The organism is Synechococcus sp. CBW1004, assembly GCF_015840715.1.
Taxonomy (GTDB): domain Bacteria; phylum Cyanobacteriota; class Cyanobacteriia; order PCC-6307; family Cyanobiaceae; genus Cyanobium.
On sequence record NZ_CP060397.1, the window covers coordinates 2500670 to 2519328 of the forward strand.

Below are 18659 nucleotides of genomic sequence, written 5' to 3' on the forward strand. Positions count from 1 at the left end.
CCTGCGCTCCGATCGACAGCCCCCCAGCTTGGCAGGCGCCTCAGGAAGGAGGCAGAGGCGGCAGCATCACCTCCTCGCGCACCTTGAGCACCACCATCGAGGCGTCGTCCTCCAGCTGGTGATCCGGACCGACGAAGCGATCGAGGCGAGCGAACAGCTGATCGAGCACCCCCTGGGCCCCGAGACCGGAGCGACAGGCCTCATGGAAGGCACGCAACAGCCTCTCCTCATCGAAGCGCTCTCCGCTGAAACCCGGGGCCTCAGTGACACCATCCGTGTAGTAGAGGAGAACATCACCGGGATCCAGCGTCACCTCCGCCGCTCCGTAGTCGGCTTCGCTCTGCAGACCGATGAGCAGTCCGGAGGCGTCGAGCCGTTCGATCCGGCCCTGCTGCCGCCGCCAGAGCAGTGGGGGATTGTGCGCGGCATTGGCGTAGCGCAGGCGCCGCCGACGTGGATCGAAATCCGAATAGAAGAGCGTCACGAAGCGGTGCGAGTGGGCCAGGTCCTCCTGGGCCATCCGATTGAGATCACGCAGGATGCGATCCGGCGGCAAGCCGCTCAGCACCTCGGCCCGCAGCATGCCCCGCAGCAGGGTCATCAGCAGACCGGCAGGGACCCCCTTGCCCATCACGTCGCCGATCACCAGCGCCCACTGGCCCCGCTCGCGGCGCCGGCCGATCAGGTCCGGCCGCACCGGGATGAAGTCGTAGTAATCACCTCCGACCTGAAAGGCCGGCCGGCAACGGGCCGCCAGCTCCACCCCCTCGATCACCGGGCAGCGGTCAGGCAGCAGCTGCGCCTGGATCTCCGCCCCGATGCTCATCTGCCGGTCAAGCCGCTCATGGCGCTGCATGTCCAGGCGCAGCAGATCGTTTTCAAGCGACACGCCACACAGGTCCGCCACCAGCTGCAGGTGGCGCCGATGGATATCGCTCCAGCTGTAGCCGCGACGATCGCTGAACACGTAGAGCCGTCCCCGAGGGCCACCACGACCGACCACCGAGGTGGCGAACACCGCCGGGGAACCCAGCAGGCTCTGGATCAGGGGATCCAGGAGCGCCACCGCCGCCTCCTCGCCGGCCTGCGTCTGGAGCTGGCTGTCGGGATAGGCCAGCAGTCGCCGCAGCAGCTCGGCGGAGCGCTCCCCGGGGGTCGCCTGCAGGTGATCGCGCCACAGACGCCCATCGGGATGGAACACCACCAGCAGGGCGCCATCGGCCTCCACGATCCGGGCCGCCACCACGGGCACCAGTTCCAGGAAGCGGTTCAGGTTGGTGAAGCTGCGCAGGGCGAACGCCAGGGAGGCCAGAAGCTCCTGGTTGCGACGCTGCTCACGGCTGAGGCTGTCGAGCAGCTGGCGCAGGCTGGCGGCCGCGGTCAACCCACCCGACACGGGGGGAACGGACAGCGGGGGCGGAACCGACCGGGAGGGCGGCGTGCTGCTCACCAGACGGCCCTGAAGGACACGCAAGGTAGCAATGGACCCGGGGTCGGACCCGAGCCGGTGGGAGGAGGATCAGGAAATCGCCGCGCCATGTGACAGCAGCGGCCTGGACACGCTGCAGTCGCCGGTCAGAAAAAATTGGGGACGGCTGACCAGGACTGGTCAGCCGTCCCCAAGGAGCCATATCAGGACCATTCAGCGCGATCCGGCCAGCAGGGCCTCGACGAACTCGAAGCTGTTGAACGGCCGCAGATCGCGGATGCCCTCGCCGGCGCCGATGAAACGGATCGGCAGGCCCGCCTCCGAGGCCACCGCGAGGGCCACGCCGCCGCGGGCACTGCCGTCAAGCTTGGTGATCACCACGCCGGTGAGGCCTGCGGCGCTGGCGAAGGCCATCGCCTGGCGCAGCCCGTTCTGACCCTGACTGGCGTCGAGAACGAGGAGCGATTCGATCACCGCCTCAGGCGCCAGCTTGTCAATGATGCGTCGGACCTTGCTGAGCTCTTCCATCAGGTTGTGCTTGGTCTGCAGCCGCCCGGCGGTGTCGACCAGGACCAGCTCGGTGCCACGGGCCTTCGCCGCCCCGATGGCGTCGTAGACGACGGCCGCCGGATCGGCATTGGAGCTGGGGTTGGAGACCACAGGCACATCGCTGCGCTCCCCCCAGACCTGCACCTGCCGCACAGCGGCGGCGCGGAAGGTGTCCGCGGCGGCAATCAGGCAGCTGTAACCACTGCGAACCGCCAGGTTGGCCAGCTTGCCGAGCGTCGTGGTCTTGCCGACGCCGTTGACACCCACCATCAACCAGATGTTGAGCCGACCGCGCTGGGGAACCAGCAACGGCGCTTCACTGGCGCTGATCGGGGCCTCCAGCAGGTCGCGCAGCTGCTGTTTGAGAAAACGCAGACCTTCGGCCGGATCGACCACCTCCTCATTGAGGCGGCGACGCAGGGCATCGAGCACCTGATCGGTGGCCTGCACCCCCACGTCGGCGCGCAGCAGCGTGGTTTCCAGGTCGTCGAGAACCTCGGGGGTGAGAGGGTCGTCACCGAGGTTCTCGAGCAGCTGACTGACGAAGTTGCGGCGCGTCTTCTCGAGACCCTGGCGCAGGCGACCGAGCCAGTCGATCTCCTCGATCGATATCTCCTCGACGCGCCGGCCCTGGGCGGCCAGCACCTCGGCAGACCAGGTGAAGGTGTCGTCAAAGGCACCCAGCGTGGGCTCGCTGGACTCCTCGACGACGGGCGACGGGGCAGCGGCTGGAGTGGGAGGGGGAGCCGGAACGGAGGCGGCAGCAGGCTCGGCAGGAGGAGGAGCCACAGCGGAGAGTTCCTTCAGACGCTGCTGGCGCTGAGCCGCGGCACGCTCCAGCAACGACAGCCCCGGAGCCTCACCGGAGAGGGGAGCGGATGCCGCTGCGTTGATGTTGTCGTGCGCCGCGATGGCGGACGCCGCCTCTGGCGCCTGCATCCGGGCGGCAGGCTGGCCGGGCAGCCCGATCTCCGCTGCCGGGGCCTGGGGCGGCAGGCCGGCGGAAAGCGGCTCAGAGGCCGCCGCTGCTGTCTGCGATGGGGCAGGAACCGGGGCGGAGGACCCAGGCGCGGATTGCGCAGAAGGAAGCGGCGCGACAGGACTCGCCAGGGGCGACGGCTCAGGCGCAGCTGTGCTGGTGTCGGCAGGCGCCTCAGCCTCGCCGGGAGCGGGACTCGCGGGCAACGCGATGGCTGCGGCCGATGGTGATGGCGGCTGGGCAGCGGTGGAGAGGGCCTCGCCAGCCGTGGATCCAGGTGTCGCAGGCGGAGAACCGACCTGCTGACTCTGCTGCTGGGCCTTGAGGCGGGCATAGGCCTGGCGGGCCCAGTCCAGGGCCGCCTCATCCACCGCACCGACCGGTGGTGGTGGGGACTCAGCCGCTGACCCTGAGGACAGCTCCCCTGCCGGGGTTGAACCGGCCGCAGTGGCGCTCAGGGACGCCGCAGCGGCGGCGGCGGGTGCAGGCTCAGGGGTGGCGGTCGCAGGAGCGTCTTCCTGCGGGGGCGGGGCCGCCGCAGGAGCCTGTTCAGCCACCGCCGGGGGCTTCTCAGCATCGGCGGCGGTCCGCCGGAACCAGTCGAACACCATGGAGGACTACACCTGCGCGGTGGTGAAGCGTCGCAGAACCCCGTTGATCATGCGGCGGCCCTGCTCATCGCTCCAGCGGTTGGCCAGTTCGACCGCCTCATTGCAGGCCACAGCGGGCGGCGTGTCGAAGTGCTCCAGATCAACCACCGCCAGGCGGAGAATGTCGCGATCAATGCGCGGCAGGCGGGTGAGGCGCCAACCCTCCATCACCCGATCCAGTCGCGTGTCGATCGAATCACGATCGCGCAGCACAGCCCGGGCCCGCTCGATGGCACCGCGATGCACCTCCGACTGATCGGCGAGCAGCAGCAGACGCGGCAGCTCCAGGCTGGCTGAGAGGCGGTTGAGCACCTGCTCGGCATGACCGAGGCCGTCCTGCAGGTGCTGCCGCACCCTCGGAAGACGGGCTTCGCCGTCCTGCTGCAGTTCGCTGTCCAGCAGATCCTGCTGGGCCTGCTGCAGCTCCGCGGCGGAGCGGTCGAGCACTTCGCGCAGGTGCTGGCCGAGGCTGGTCAGCGCCTGACGGAGCAGGGTCTCGAGGCTGGTCTCTGCCAGCCGGGCGTCGGCTCCGGAGCCGTCCCGGTCGTTGACCTGACCGAGCATCAGCAGGGCCAGTTCACGGGCGAGGGTTTGGCTTTGCATCAGGAGAGCTGGGGGGCGCGGAGCTGGGCCAGAAGACTGGAGAAGCTGCGGTTGTTGGCCGAGGCGTCCCGTTCGTCGGGGCTGACGATGCCGGCCGAGATGATCGTGCGGAACGCCTCCTCCACCGACAGCTCGATGTCCCGTACGGAGCTCTCGGGAACCACCGCATACCAGCCCGTGGTGGGGTTGGGAGCCGTGGGGATGAACACGCTGAGCATGGTCTCCGGGAAGCCTGACTGAACGGCCGAGCCGATGGTGCCGGTGACGAAGCCCAGGGCATAGAGGCCCTCACGGGGATACTCCAGCAGCACGACGCGACGGAAGCGGTTGGTGTTGCCCTGCAGGAAGGTCTCCAGCAGCTGCTTCAGCGTCTTGTAGACCGATCCGGCCAGAGGGATGCGCAGCAGGGTGCCCTCCCCGAATTCCAGCAGCCAGCGCCCGACGATGTTGCGGGCCATCAGGCCGATCAACAGGATTCCGAGCAGGGGAACCAACAGACCGAGGCCGAGATTGATCAACTCCTGCAACAGCGGATTGAGCGTGTTGAAGGGGTTGAACTGCTTGGGAATTGAGGTGAGGAACGCCAGCACGAAACGGCTGACCGTTGTCGCCAGCCAGATGGTGGTGGCCAGAGGGATGACCACCAGCAGACCGGCGATCAGATCATTCTTGAGATCCTGCTGGAGACGGCTGCCCAGCGGTTGATCCGTTCGGGGACTGGAGGGCGCCAAGGCGGGACGAGGTGTGCGGACGGCCGGTCAACGCAAGCTAACCATGCGCCGGACCCGCAGCCGTGGGGACGACCGACCCGGGCGTCTTCAGAGGACGCAGCCGAGGCAGAGGATCGTGAAGGCAATGATCAGGACCACCGCACCACCGGAGTTGGCGAAGCGGCGCTGTCCGAGGGCGATCCTGGAGGTCTGCTCCGCCTGCTTGACCTGGGACTCGAGCTGATCGAGCTGACGGTCCACGAAGCTGCGGGCCGACTGGAGCTTCTGGTCCTCGGTCGCTCCGGGAGGGATCTGGCCGGTTGCCTCAGCCTGCTTGATCAGCTGCTGGAGCAGGGCCGGATCCTTGCTCTGCTGACGCGCCATCTCCAGCTGCCCCCTCTTGGCGGCCAGCTGCTGGTCGCTCTGCTGCTGCATGATCTGATCGCCGCCGAATGACACCGGCAGCGAGGCGGTGAGCAGCACGGCCAGCAGACCGCTGATGATGCACACGGTCCAGAGCAGTGGCGTGCGCGACTCAGTGCCGTTCTCCAGGCGGGAAGACAGATACATCAGCAGAAGCCCCATCAGCGCCATCGGCGACTGGGTGATCAGACGCTCCACCACCAGCTGGCGGAAGGGCTCCTCGTTCCAGTCCCAGATGGTGAGCACTGCCAGCATCTGGAACAGCAGCAGCACCACCAGGGTGATCCCCATCCAGCGCAGCAGTGGGCTGAAACGGGAGGCAGAGGCGGCGGCCACAGGCGTGGGATCAGGAAAGATCCCGAACTCTACGCATCGAACCCGTTGGCGTCCGAAGCCATGACCAGCGCGCCGGAGCCGGGTCGTGAGGGGTGGAGCGCCCTGGCCGCAGCCCTCAAACAGGAGGCCCGGCGTCTCGGTTTCGATCCGGTCGGGCTGGCTGACGCCAGGGAAAGTCCGCGACTGCAGCTGCGCAACGCCGCCCTTGAACGCTGGCTGAAGGCCGGACACCACGCCTCGATGGGGTGGATGGAGGATCCGCGCCGGCATCAGCTGGAAGCCCTTCTCCCAGGTGTGCGCAGCGTGCTGGCCGTGGGACTCTCCTATTACGTGAGAGCCCCGCTGCAGCCGGGCCACCTGCGGGTGGCCCGCTACGGCTGGGGCCGGGACTACCACCGCGTCATCGACAAACGTCTGCGCCAGCTGGGCCGCTGGCTGGAAGGGCGCGTGCCGGGGGTGCGATGGCGGGCCTGTGTCGATGCGGCGCCATTGCTGGAGAAGGCCTGGGCGGAGCAGGCCGGCCTGGGCTGGATCGGCAAGAACGGCAACCTCATTCATCGGCGCCGGGGGTCCTGGCTGCTGCTGGGCCACCTGCTGACGACGCTGGAGCTGCCGGCCGACACGGCTGCCGAACCGCACTGCGGGGCCTGCAGCCGCTGCCTCGACGCCTGTCCCACCGGGGCCCTGCCAGAGCCGTTCGTGGTGGACGCGCGTCGCTGCATCGCCTTCCACACGATCGAGAATCGCGAGCCCCAGCTGCCGGAGGCGGTGGGTCAGCGGCTTCAGGGCTGGGTGGCCGGCTGCGACATCTGTCAGGAGGTCTGCCCCTGGAACGGCCCCGACCTGGAGAGTTCCAGCGATCCGGACGTGCAACCGCGGCCCTGGCTGCTGGAGCTGAACGGGCCGCAGGCGCTCATCTGGAGCGACCAGGAGTGGGAGGAGCGGCTGCGGGCCTCGGCCCTGCGGCGCATCCGCCCCTGGATGTGGCGCCGCAACATCCGGCAGGCCCTCGAGGCGATACCACCGGAGCCTGCGCCCGCGGACGGGATCCGCCAGAACGGCTGACCCGGGAAGTCGGAACCTTCGCCAGGTCGGATCGGCGCAGGTCACTAGGGTGGTCGCAAACGACTAGCAGATCGCGTGAGCCGGCGTCGGTGGCAGTGGGTTCGATGGCGGTGGGTCCGGTGGCAGGCGATGCGCACGCTCCCTCTGGCGGCGGCTGTCTTGCTGACCGGCGCGGCCCCGGCCCGGGCCCTGGTGCCCTACGTGTATCTGCCCCCCACCAGGGAGATGCAGGCGGCCGGCCTGGGGATCGCCCAGGCCGCGGCACGGCTCCTGCGGTTGGGCCAGGCCGATGACGCGGCGCGGCTCGCGGAACTGACAGTGCGGCTGCTGCCGGAAGATCCGCGCGGCTGGGTCCTGCTGGCAGAGGCACAGCTGCGCAGCAACAACCTCGACCAGGCCCAGGTGGCCCTGGAGCGGGCGAAACGGCTCGATCCCTCCAACCCGGGCATCTGGTTCGCGGAGGGATCGCTCGCCCTCCGCAACGGCAGACCCTCCGAAGCTCTGAGCCTGCTGCGGCGCGGCCTGGAACTCGATCCGAAGAACGCCGGCGCCTACTTCGACCTGGGCAACGCCCACATCCAACTGGGTGAGAGCGGACCGGCCCTGGCCTCCTTTGAGCGGGCCAGTGCCCTGCGGCGCGATTTCTGGGAGGCAATCAACAACCAGGGGCTGGTGCTGTACGAAAGCGGCCGCAGCAGCGAGGCGATCAAGCGCTGGCGGCGGGTGCTGGCGATCAAGCCGGATGCCGCCGAACCCACTCTGGCCCTGGCCGCAGCTCTCTACGAAACCTCGCCCCAGAACCGGGCCGAAGCGCTGCAGCTGGCCGAGAAGGCCCTGGCCGCCGATCCGAACTACGTCGTTGAATCCTTCCAGAAGGAGCAGCTGTGGGGGCCGAAGCTGCGGGCCACCACCACACGCCTGCTGGCTGAGCCTGCCCTCAAGACGGCGGTGGATCGGGCCAATGCCAACGCCAGCGGCAGCAGCGAGCAGGACGGCGAGGAGCCCTGATCCCCCGTCCCGATGCGGTGCCGGGCGGTCGGGGTGAAACACCATCTGTAGGCTGACACCCGTCTCCCGCCTGCAGACGACAGCACCGGATGGCCGAGGAGCGTTCCGGGCAGCGGCCCGACGAAGGCAACAGCAACGGCAGCGACCGGATCGAGGCCATCGCGCTCCACCAGGAGATGCAGCGCTCCTATCTGGAGTACGCGATGAGCGTCATCGTGGGGCGCGCCCTGCCGGACGCCCGCGATGGCCTCAAACCCGTGCAACGGCGCATCCTCTACGCCATGCACGAGCTTGGGCTGACCCCGGATCGCCCCTACCGCAAGTGCGCCCGCGTCGTCGGCGACGTGCTGGGCAAGTACCACCCCCACGGCGACCAGGCGGTCTACGACGCCCTGGTGCGGCTGGTGCAGACCTTCGCCAGCCGCCATCCGCTGCTCGATGGCCACGGCAACTTCGGCTCGGTCGATGACGACCCGCCGGCGGCGATGCGCTACACGGAGACCCGCCTGGCGCCGATCGCCAACGAGGCTCTGCTCGATGAGATCGGCAACGAGACGGTCGACTTCGCGCCCAACTTCGACGGCTCGCAGCAGGAACCGACGGTGCTGCCGGCCCAGCTGCCGTTCCTGTTGCTCAACGGCTGCACCGGCATCGCCGTGGGCATGGCCACCAACATCCCCCCCCACAACCTGGGGGAGGTGGTCGACGCCCTGATCGCCCTGATCCGCAAGCCCGACCTCAGCGACGAGAAGCTGCTGCAGCTGGTGCCAGGCCCTGACTTTCCCACCGGTGGCGAGGTGCTCATCGGCGCCGGCCTGCGCGAGACCTATCTGACCGGGCGGGGGAGCATCCCGATGCGCGGCGTGGCCCACATCGAGGAGGTGCAGCCCGGCAAGGGTCGCCATCGCCGCGGTGCCGTGGTGATCACCGAATTGCCGTACCAGCTGAGCAAGGCCGGCTGGATCGAGAAGCTGGCGGAACAGGTGAACGACGGCAGGATCAGTGGCATCGCCGACATCCGCGACGAAAGCGACCGCGACGGAATGCGGGTCGTGGTGGAGGTGCGCCGCGACGCCAATGCCGAGATGGTGCTGGCCGAACTGATGCGCCGCACCGCCCTGCAGAGCAACTTCGGCGCGATCCTGCTGGCGCTGGTCAACGGGCAGCCCGTGCAGCTGAGCCTGCGCCGACTGCTGCAGGAATTCCTGAGCTACCGGGAGCTCACCCTGATCCGGCGCACCAGCCACGCGCTGCGCCGCTGCGAGGAACGGCTCGAGGTGGTGCAGGGCCTGATCGTGGCGCTCGACGCACTGCAGGAGGTGATCGCGATGATCACCGCCGCCCCCGACGCCGCCTCGGCACGGGCCAGCCTGCAGGTGCGTCTCGACCTGAGTGAACGTCAGGCCGATGCCGTGCTGGCGATGCCGCTGCGGCGGCTCACGGGACTGGAGCAGGAGGGCCTGCGCCGAGAAGCGGAGCAGCTGGCGGAGGAGCGTGCACGGCTGTGTCATCTTCTCGATGACAGAGGCACCCTGCTGGACACAATGGTGTCGGAACTGCGCGGACTGAAGAAGCGCTACGCCACCCCCCGACGGACACGGCTTGTGGAGGGAGGTGACGCCCTGGTGGCCCAGCGGGCTGCGGCCGTGCGGCCGAACGTCGAGCTGCAGCGTCAGCAGGCCCGCCAGGCCCTGGGCAGCGACAGCCGGCTGCTCATCCAGGCCGATGGCCTGGTGCGGATCGTCTCGCCGGCCCAGCTGGGGCGCCTGCACCTGGAGGACATGGCCGAGCTGGGCGATCAGCCGGCCCCCGCACGGCTGATCCTGCCCACGGCGGCGGCTCCGGCGGTGCTCGCCTTCAGCACCGATGGCCGGGTGGCGCCGCTGCGCTGGGAGTTCGCCGGCCAGCAGCCCGGCAGCCTGGAGCGCTTCCTGCCGGAGAGCCTCAGCGGCGCGAGCGTGGCACAGATCATGGTGCTGCCCCAGGGGGATGGCCTCAGCCTCGGGCTGCTGAGCAGTGACGGCCGCTTCAAGCGCCTGCCGCTCGAGGAGTTCCAGGAGCTCTCGAGCCGTGCCAGCACCGTGCTCAAGCTCAAGGAGGGCGTCAGCCTCCGGCGCGTGGTCGTCTGCCGCGACGAGCAGGACCTGGTGGTGGCCGGCAGCAGCGGCCGGCTGCTGCGCCTGGCGGTCAACGAGGCCAACCTGCCGTTGATGGGTCGCACCGCCCAGGGCCCGATGCTGCTGCGGCTGCTGCCCGATGAGGAGGTGGTCGGGGCGGCCTGCGGCAGCTCAGGCAGCAGCGTGTTGCTGGTGAGCCGCACAGGACGGTTGAAGCGGCTGCGGCTGGACGGGCTGCGGCTCTGCCAGCGCGGCGATCTGGGTCAGATCGGTCTGCGCCTGCCGGATCGCAGCGACCGGCTGGTGGACCTCTGCGGCGACGGCTCACCACTGATCGGCGTGCGACTGGCCGGCACCGAAGGCCGCAGCCTGCGACTGGAGCTGTCGGGCCTCGCCGAGCAGGATGCGGCCGGCGAAGGCCAGGATCTGCCGCTGGCAACCGGTGATGCCGTGCGGGAGCTGGTGCCGCTGATCAGCGGCTGATCCCCAAAGGCGCGGCGAGCAGGCGTGACAGGCCAGCCTCTCGGGCCAACAGCGGGACATCCGGCCTGTGACGCCATGGACAGCCAACGTCCCGCGTGCGGGATGGTCCGGCCTGTGGAGGGAGTCGGCTCGCCCAGGCGAGCGGGATGACCAAGGACCAGATCGACCGCGGCCCAAGACGGGCGGGACGGGATCCCCTCAGCGGGCTGGAACACTCGCGCGGCAGCGTCAGTCGCGGATGGGGGGCGAGACCGCTAGCAGCGGAGCCACCGCCTCCAGGAAGCGATCGGCGACCCGATCCCAGCCATAGCGCCCGGCATGCAGGCGGCCGGCGTCACGAAGGCGGGCCCGCAGCGCTGGATCCTGGAGCAGCCGTAACAACGCCTCCGCCAGGGCGGCGGGATCGCGGGGAGGCACCAGCAGGCCGACCTCCCCATCGGGCACCACCTCAGGGATCGCCGCGGCGGTGGTGCTCACCACCGGCAGACCGCTGGCCATCGCCTCGAGAAACACGATTCCGAATCCCTCCTGCTCCGACGGCAGGCAGAACACGGACGCGCGGCCATACCAGGCACGCACGTCGGCGTCATCCGGCAGAGCGCCGAGCAACCGGACACTCCGGTCGAGACCAAGGGTCCGCACGCGTTGCGACAGGGTGGTGTGCTCGGGACCATCGCCGATCACCACCAACCGGGCACGGGGCTCGCAGGCGCTCACCGTGGCGAAGGCGTCGATCAGATCAACGATGCGCTTGCGCGGATACTGACGGGCCACACAGAGCACGGTGAACGGCTCACGGCGGGCATCGAGGTCCGCCAGAGCGGCCGGATCTGTCGAGGACTGCCACAGCTCCAGATCAATGCCCTCGGGCACCAGCGCCAGCCGCTGGACGGGCACGCCGTAGTGGTGGCGGATGCGGTCGATGCAGTAACGGCTGGTGGACAGCACCAACGGAGCCCGCCGGGCATTGCGCCGCTCCAGCAGGGCCAGACCCGCCAGCATCCGCCGCGGCCAGCCACGCTCACAACGGGATTCCTCCGCGAGAACCCCCTTGATGCTGCAGGCGTAGGGAGCTGGCGATGAACCGGCCAGACGCACGCCATCGATGTCGAAGCCGACGATCAGGTCGTAGGAATCGGCCTCACCACCGCGACCGAAGCGGGCCGGCAGGGTGAGGTTGAACCAGAGGCGACGCAGCAGCAGCGAACGGGGCCAGAGGCCCCGCGGCACCAGCCGCTCGACCGTGTGGCCACGGCGGATCAGAGCCGCAGCCAGGCCGCCGATGGCCACGGCAGTGCCGCTGCCGCAGGCGGAATCCTGCAGCCAGGAATCGAGGAAGGCGATGCGCAACGACCCGCTCAGCGTGCCGCCGCCAGGCCGGCGGGTTCAAGCATCAGCTTGCTGGAGCGCACGCTCTCGTCCATCTCGATCGGGTAGTTGCCGTCGAAGCAGGCGGTGCAGAAGTGGCCCGAATGGGTCTGGGCGGCCTCCACCATGCCGGCCTTGCTCAGATAGGCGAGCGAATCCACCCCCAGATGACGCTCGATCTCCGCCAGCGTCAGCCTTGCCGCGATCAGGTGGTCCTGGGTGTCGGTGTCGATGCCGTAGAAGCAGGGATGGGTGACCGGCGGTGAACTGATGCGCATGTGCACCTCGGTGGCTCCGGCATCGCGCAGGGCCTGCACCAGCTTGCGGCTGGTGGTGCCGCGCACGATCGAGTCGTCGATCACCACCACCCGCTTGCCGGCGAGCACATCGGGCAGGGGATTGAGCTTCACCCGGATGCCGGCCTCGCGCATCGCCTGGGTCGGCTGAATGAAGGTGCGGCCCACGTAGCGGTTCTTGATCAGGCCATCGCCGAAGGGAATGCCGCTCACCTGCGAGTAGCCGATCGCGGCAGGGATGCCGGAATCAGGCACGCCGATGACGATGTCGGCCGGCACGGGGGTTTCCCGGGCCAGCACCTCACCGATACGCACGCGATAGCTGTACAGCGATTCGCCGAAGAAGCGGCTGTCGGGCCGGGCGAAATAGATCATCTCGAACACGCACAGCTTCGCCGGCTCCTCGATCCAGCGGCGGCGGTCTGGGAGCGGATCACCAGGGCGGAAGTGGATGAGCTCACCAGGCTGCACATCGTCATCGAACTGGGCACCGATGATGTCGAGACCGCAGGTCTCGCTGCTCAGCACCCACTGGGCCTGCTCGGGCTCGCCGAGGTGACCGAACACCAGAGGCCGGATGCCATGGCCGTCCCGGAGGGCAAACAGCCCGTCGGGCGTGCCGATCACGAGGCTGAAGGCACCACGGCAGCGGGCGGAGGCGGCCTGGATGGCGGCACTCCAGTCGAGCCCCCCATCCACCGCCTGCTGGAGAGCAAAGGCGATCAGCTCCGAATCGGTGGTGGAGGTGAATTCATCGGAGAGATGGGCCAGGCTCTCGCGCAGTTCGCCGGCATTCACGAGGTTGCCGTTGTGGGCCAGGGCGAAGGGCCCGAGGCGGGTGTTCAGCACCACGGGCTGGGCGTTGCAGACCTTGCTGCTGCCGGTGGTGGAGTAGCGGTTGTGGCCGATCGCAAGGGTGCCGCCGAGGCGCTCGAGGATGTCCTGATCGAACACCTGGCTGACCAGGCCCATGTCCTTGTGCAGGCGCACCTGCTCTCCCTCGAACACGGCGATGCCGGCCGACTCCTGGCCCCGGTGCTGCAGGGCGTAGAGGCCGAAGTAGGTGAGGTTGGCCACCGCCTGGCCCGCCGCCATCACCGCGAAGACGCCGCAGGCCTCCTCCGGTTTGTCAGGACGCTCCTCAGCGACCGCGAAGGAACGGGATGCCGGGCCGACAGGGGCTGGATCGGTCGCCCGGAGGGCAGCGGTCGGGTGGGCCCCAGGGTGCACGTCGATCACGACAGGTCCCACCTTCAGATTTCTATCAGCATTGTGCATCAGCAGTGGGCGAGGGAGGGAGAGGGGATACCCGTCAGCAGCTGGGCGGCAGGTCCACGCCCATCCGGCTGGGAATGGCCTGCTCGTAGCGCTCCCGCATCACCGAAAGGGGCAGCTGCAACAGCGGCGTGCCCGCCTGGCTGATCGAAAGCTCCGGGTCGGCGCTGACGACGCCGAGACAGCGGGCCGGCACCGCTCCGGGGGTGTCCGCCTCGGCCCGGTCAAGGGCCTCCTGCCAGGCGATCGTCTGCTCAGGGGCCACGCTCACCAGGATGCGGGCGCCGCCCTCGGCGAAGAGCAGGCGATCCGGGCGCGCCGATCCGGCGGGAATCTCGAGATGGGCACCCAGGCCGGCGGCCAGGCAGGCTTCGGCCGCGGCCACCGCCAGGCCACCGTCGCTGAGGTCGTGGGCGGAACGCACCAGACCGGCTGCGATCGCCCGACGCAGGAACGCCTGCACGCCGCACTCGAGGTCGAGGTCGATCGCAGGCGGCCGGCCGGTCACCGAGCCATGGATGACCTGGAGATAGCTGCTGCCGGCGAGGCTGACGCGCCCATCGGCATGGTCGGCTCCTGCCTCCAGAGGCACCCCCAGCAGCCAGATGGCATCGCCTGCCTCCCGCCAGGCCTGACCGGTGACGTGATCCAGGTCGTGCACCAGTCCCACCATGCCCACCACCGGGGTGGGGTGAATCGGCTGCATCGTGCCGTCCGGCAGGCGGGTCTCGTTGTAAAGGGAGACGTTGCCACCGGTGACGGGGGTGGAGAGGGCGGTGCAGGCGGTCGACAGACCGCGGCAGGCCAGCGCCAGCTGCCAGTAGCCGGTGTCGGTATCGGGGGAGGGGAAGTTGAGGTTGTCGGTGACAGCGAGGGGTTCCGCACCGACGCAGCTGAGGTTGCGGGCGGCCTCGGCCACCGCCGCCATGCCGCCGCGCTCGGGGTCGAGGGCCACCCAGCGATTGGGGCAATCCACCACCGCCGCCACACCACGCCGCGAGGCTGCCAGGGAGCCGTCGCCCTGCTGGGGCCGCAGGCGCACCACCGACGCATCGGCGCCCCCCGGGGGCACGACGGTGTTGGCCTGCACCTGATGGTCGTACTGGCGATACACCCAGCGCTTGGAGGCGATGGTGGGGTCATCAAGCAGCCGCAGCAGCACGTCACCCCAGGACAGGGTGCCCTCGGCCAGAGCGATCCCTGCGGCGGAGGCGGGCGGCAGATGGGCCTCGTTCCAGCGCCAGTGCTCCTGGATGGCGGCCGGAGGCTCGGCCAGGAGCTCGTGATGATTGATCGGCGTGTCGTCGGCGAGAGCGCTGGCGGGCACCTCGGCCGCCACCTCGCCGTGCTGCAGGACGCGCACCACGTTGTCCTCCAGCACCCGGCCCACCACGGCGGCCTGCAGGCCCCAGCGGGTGAAGCGGGCCATCAGATCCTGCTCGCGGCCGGGCTTGACCACGAAGAGCATCCGTTCCTGCGACTCGCTCAGCAGAAACTCATAGGCACTCATGCCGCTCTCACGGGCAGGCACCTTGTCGAGGTCGAGCTCGATGCCCAGCCCGCCCTTGGCGGCCATCTCCGAGCAGCTGCAGGTGAGGCCGGCGGCGCCCATGTCCTGGGCAGCCACCACATCACCGCTCTGGAAGGCCTCCAGGCAGGCCTCGATCAGCCCCTTCTCCAGAAACGGATCACCCACCTGCACGGCGGGGCGGTCGTCGAGCGAGGCCTCGCTCAGCTCGGCGGACGCGAAGCTGGCGCCGCCCATGCCGTCACGGCCGGTGGTGCTGCCGACATACACCACCGGATAGCCGACACCGCGGGCACCGGCGCAGACGATCTCCTCGGTCTCCATCAGGCCAAGAGCCATGGCGTTGACGAGGGGATTGCCGGAGTAGCTGGCATCGAAGGCCACCTCCCCACCCACGGTCGGCACGCCGACGCAGTTGCCGTAGTGGGCGATGCCGGCCACCACGCCCTCCATCAGGCCGACGTTGCGGGGATCCTCCAGAGGGCCGAAGCGCAGAGCGTTGAGCAGGGCGATCGGGCGCGCCCCCATCGTGAAGATGTCGCGCAGGATTCCACCCACACCCGTCGCGGCCCCCTGGAACGGCTCAACTGCAGAGGGGTGGTTGTGGCTCTCGATCTTGAAGGCCAGCCGCTGGCCCTCGCCCAGATCCACCACCCCGGCGTTCTCGCCCGGGCCCACCAGAATGCGCGGCCCGCTGGTGGGGAACTGGGAGAGCAAGGGCCGGGAGTTGCGGTAGCAGCAGTGCTCCGACCACATCACCCCGAACATGCCCAGCTCGGCCCGGTTGGGTGCCCGGCCGAGGCGGCGGCAGATCTCGTCGTAGTCGGCCTGGGAGAGCCCCTCCTTCTTCAGGGCCTCAGCCACCGGGAACGGGGAAGAGAAGGAGGAGACCACCGGTCACTGGCGTTGCACCGATCCAGTATCAGACCCAGGGGTCGTCGCTCTCCGCGTCGGTCGCCCCGGGACGACCGCGCCGGAAACCGGGGGAGTCCGGGTCGGAATCGTCCCACCGGCGCGTTCGGGACGGCTCCGGGGAGTCCTCGATCCACACCTCCCGCTGTCGGCTCGCGACCTCCCGTGTGGACTCGCGACCGATTCGTCTCCCGGGGCGCGCCACCGAGCCCGCTTCGAGTTCCTCGTCTGGTTCCTCGGCATCCTCATCGAGCCAGGGTTCCCAGGGACCGGACTCCGGCTCCGGTTCCGCCCGCGATGGGGGCGCCGGCTCACGCCCACCCGGAGAAGACCAGGAGTCCTCAGGCCAGACCTCCTCATCCAGGGGGGCATCAGGGCGGGCGCGGCGCTGCTCATCCCAGGGGGGCTCCTCCAGCCATCCCTCCAGGCGCTCCTCGAACCGGCCGCTGGCCTGCTGCCACTGCTCCAGCAGACGGGACGCCTCCCCGTCCCACTGATCGCGCCAGCGCCGCGAACGGCGCAGCAGCGTCTCGCGCAGACTGGCGTGAGCCAGAGGCAGATCGGCAAGGCCATGCAGGGCCGTGGCCACCTCACCAGGCCGCTGATCGACGATGCGATCGGGACTGAGCCGCCAGCGGCTGCCCCCCGGCAGACGGGGATCGCTGCGGGCGACCAGATAGTGACGGATGCGACCGCTGCCGAGCTCCACGGCGGCATCGGCCAGTTGACCGAGGGGCTCGCCGCTGCCGGACAGGAGAACGGCTCCCAGAAGGGTGGGGAGCCGCTCCACCGTGGCGACATCGGTTTCAGCGGGTTCGCCCTGGACCAGCACCTCCGTGTCCGTCAGGCCGCGCAGCTGATCGAGGCGCCAGACGCAGCGCCGCGAGGAGAGGGCGGAGGGTCGGCTGGCCCAGCCGAGCAGACGGTGCACCGGCGGATGCATCCAGCCCAGCTGACCTGCCCCATGCTCCACGCCCTGATCGCAGCGCACCCGTCGGGAGAGGAGATCGCTCAGCAGCAGCTGCTCGGGAAGCGGCACGGAAGGGCGGAACTCAGGCGCGGATCTGCACCGGCATCACCAGATAGGTGAAGGCATCGTCATCATCGACGGGCACCAGCACCGCCGGCGTGGTGGGGGCATTGCACTGCAGCACCACCTGATCGGCGCCCATCGCCTTGAGGCCTTCGAGCAGGTAGCGCACGTTGAAGGCGATCTCGATCGCCTCGCCACTGAGGGTCGCGGCCAGCGATTCGGAACCTCGCCCCAGATCCTGGGCGTCGGCACGGATCACGACGCGGTCCTGGTCGGGCTCAGCGCTGATCTTGACGACGTTGTTGTGCGGATCAGCCAGCACCGCCACCCGCTCCAGGGCGGCGATGAAGGCGCGGCGATCGATCACGATGCGGCGCTGGAAGCTCTCCGGGATCAGCTGGGCGTAGTTGGGATAGGTCCCCTCGAGGCTGCGGCTGGTGAGCACCTGATCGGCGCGCAGCATCACCACCTGCCCCCTCTCGCAGAAGAGGCTGAGGGGCTCGCCACTGGGACGGGCGGCGAGGAGGCGCTCCAGCTCCCGGAGCGAACGGGCGGGAACGGTGACGGCGAAGGCATCACCATCCTCAGCACCGAGCAGAGGCTCTGGCTCGATGGCGGCGTCATCACCGGCCTGGGCCACGGCACCCTGGAGATGGGGAAGCCGGAGCACGGCGAGGCGATGTCCATCGGTGGCGGCGCACTCCAGTCCCGACGCATCGAGCTTGAGATGCACGCCGGTGAGCAGCTGCTTGGCTTCATCGCCGCTGCTGGCAAACAGGGTGCCGCGCAGCCCCTTGACGAGAGCGTCGGCATCGAGGCGGATCGGCGTGCCGGTCTGCACCAGGGGCAGGTCCGGGAAATCCTCGGCGGGAAGACCTCGGATCTGATACGACCCCGACAGGGAGGTGAGCTCAACCTGTTCGCCGTTCTCCTCGGCGTGGAGGGTCACCGGGCTGTCCGCGGACAGGCGGCTGACGATGTCGGCGAACAGCCGGGCAGGGAGGGTGATGGCACCGCTCTCTTCAACCGACGCCTGAAGGCTGGTCTGGATCCCGAGGCTGAGATCAAAGCCGGTGAGGCTCAGCCGACCCGTCGCCGCATCGGCGGTCAGCAGCACATTGGCCAGAACCGGGTGGGTCGGGCGGGCGTTCACGGCCCGGCTCACCAGTTGGAGGCTGGCACTGAGTTCGGCCTGGGAGCAGACCAGCTTCATGGCGGAGAGCGACAGGGCGAAGGGGAGCCGGTGAAGACGGACGGGCCCGGCTGGGGGGGCACCCCGGACCGCGATCAGGGGGTCACCGTTTCACAGCCCCGATCAAAGCGCAACGGGCGACCATCCGACGACCTCCCGGCTCCCCGACTCTTCTGCTGATCCAAGGTTCAAGTCAGAAAAAAGATCCTCAACCGTCGTAGAAGGCTGCGGGGAAAACGGCAAGAACCGTTCTGAACGCCTGCAGCACAGGGTTTCTTGCTTCAACAGGGCTGTGGAAAAGAGAGAGGACTCGAGAAAGTCGGGACGTTTTCCACTGTTTCCACTTTCGGTGGAAAACAGGGTGATCCCGGGTGATCGTTGTCATCCCCTTTTTCCCCGCAGTCCTCCGCCCTGTTTTCGACCCCTCCTCCCCAGACGCTTTGCCGATTGGTCGACGGCTTCGGGGGGCGCCCTGATGGATTCTCAGGCGCGCCGATGCTCCGATCGGCAGCCGGTGCAGCGATCAGCGTGGGCAGCTCCTGCAGGCCTGCGCGCGCTGAAGGCTGGGCAGTTCCGGGGCGTGTCGTCTCGCCGCCTTGCAGGGCGGTCTTCCAGTGGCAGGACGCAGTTGCGTCGCACGCGCCCGATCATGCGGACGTCGCCCAGCTGCTGCGACGCCGCGATCGGCCTGCCGGCGATCCGC

13 protein-coding genes are annotated in these 18659 nt (G+C 69.2%); 3 read left to right on the forward strand and 10 right to left on the reverse strand.

Annotated features, from left to right (window positions below):
- Window positions 1–40: 40 nt before the first annotated feature.
- The 5 genes from H8F25_RS11955 to H8F25_RS11975 form a co-directional block, all read right to left on the reverse strand.
- Entirely contained in the window at window positions 41–1450 is a 1410-nt protein-coding gene (locus H8F25_RS11955) for a PP2C family protein-serine/threonine phosphatase (protein ID WP_370525888.1), read from the reverse strand.
- Between the two features lie 192 nt (window positions 1451–1642).
- On the reverse strand, window positions 1643–3568 hold the full coding sequence (ftsY, locus tag H8F25_RS11960; protein ID WP_197210608.1) for a signal recognition particle-docking protein FtsY: 1926 nt from the start codon (window positions 3566–3568) through the stop codon (window positions 1643–1645).
- 6 nt (window positions 3569–3574) lie between these two features.
- A complete protein-coding gene (gene nusB / locus H8F25_RS11965) occupies window positions 3575–4210 on the reverse strand; it encodes a transcription antitermination factor NusB (protein WP_197210609.1) in 636 nt (211 codons plus the stop codon).
- Window positions 4210–4941 carry a DUF502 domain-containing protein gene (locus H8F25_RS11970; RefSeq protein ID WP_197210610.1) on the reverse strand — a complete coding sequence of 244 codons (732 nt, stop codon included), beginning with the start codon at window positions 4939–4941 and terminating at the stop codon, window positions 4210–4212. The genes nusB and H8F25_RS11970 overlap by 1 nt, the downstream gene beginning before the upstream one ends.
- 87 nt (window positions 4942–5028) lie before the next feature.
- Window positions 5029–5679, reverse strand: coding sequence for an HpsJ family protein (locus tag H8F25_RS11975; protein WP_231596807.1), 651 nt, complete (start codon window positions 5677–5679; stop codon window positions 5029–5031).
- A gap of 60 nt (window positions 5680–5739) precedes the next feature.
- On the opposite strand from H8F25_RS11975, the gene queG reads away from it, so the two are divergent.
- From queG to H8F25_RS11990, 3 genes are all read left to right on the forward strand, one after another.
- The gene (queG, locus tag H8F25_RS11980; RefSeq protein WP_197210611.1) at window positions 5740–6744 is read left to right on the forward strand and encodes a tRNA epoxyqueuosine(34) reductase QueG; all 1005 of its coding nucleotides are present in this window, start codon (window positions 5740–5742) and stop codon (window positions 6742–6744) included.
- 129 nt (window positions 6745–6873) lie between these two features.
- Window positions 6874–7752, forward strand: coding sequence for a tetratricopeptide repeat protein (locus tag H8F25_RS11985; RefSeq protein ID WP_197210612.1), 879 nt, complete (start codon window positions 6874–6876; stop codon window positions 7750–7752).
- 89 nt (window positions 7753–7841) lie between these two features.
- The gene (locus H8F25_RS11990; protein WP_197210613.1) at window positions 7842–10352 is read left to right on the forward strand and encodes a DNA topoisomerase (ATP-hydrolyzing) subunit A; all 2511 of its coding nucleotides are present in this window, start codon (window positions 7842–7844) and stop codon (window positions 10350–10352) included.
- Between the two features lie 228 nt (window positions 10353–10580).
- On the opposite strand, the gene H8F25_RS11995 is transcribed toward H8F25_RS11990, so the two are convergent.
- From H8F25_RS11995 to dnaN, 5 genes are all read right to left on the reverse strand, one after another.
- Window positions 10581–11702 (reverse strand): glycosyltransferase family 4 protein, encoded by a 1122-nt coding sequence (locus tag H8F25_RS11995; RefSeq protein WP_197210614.1) that lies wholly within the window; start codon window positions 11700–11702, stop codon window positions 10581–10583.
- A gap of 8 nt (window positions 11703–11710) precedes the next feature.
- Window positions 11711–13111, reverse strand: coding sequence for an amidophosphoribosyltransferase (gene purF / locus H8F25_RS12000; RefSeq protein ID WP_231597369.1), 1401 nt, complete (start codon window positions 13109–13111; stop codon window positions 11711–11713).
- A 217-nt stretch (window positions 13112–13328) separates the two neighbouring features.
- The gene (gene purL, locus H8F25_RS12005) at window positions 13329–15713 is read right to left on the reverse strand and encodes a phosphoribosylformylglycinamidine synthase subunit PurL (protein WP_197210616.1); all 2385 of its coding nucleotides are present in this window, start codon (window positions 15711–15713) and stop codon (window positions 13329–13331) included.
- Between the two features lie 28 nt (window positions 15714–15741).
- The gene (locus tag H8F25_RS18190; protein WP_370525735.1) at window positions 15742–16770 is read right to left on the reverse strand and encodes an RNA methyltransferase; all 1029 of its coding nucleotides are present in this window, start codon (window positions 16768–16770) and stop codon (window positions 15742–15744) included.
- A 13-nt stretch (window positions 16771–16783) separates the two neighbouring features.
- On the reverse strand, window positions 16784–17977 hold the full coding sequence (gene dnaN, locus H8F25_RS12015; RefSeq protein ID WP_197210617.1) for a DNA polymerase III subunit beta: 1194 nt from the start codon (window positions 17975–17977) through the stop codon (window positions 16784–16786).
- Window positions 17978–18659: the final 682 nt, after the last annotated feature.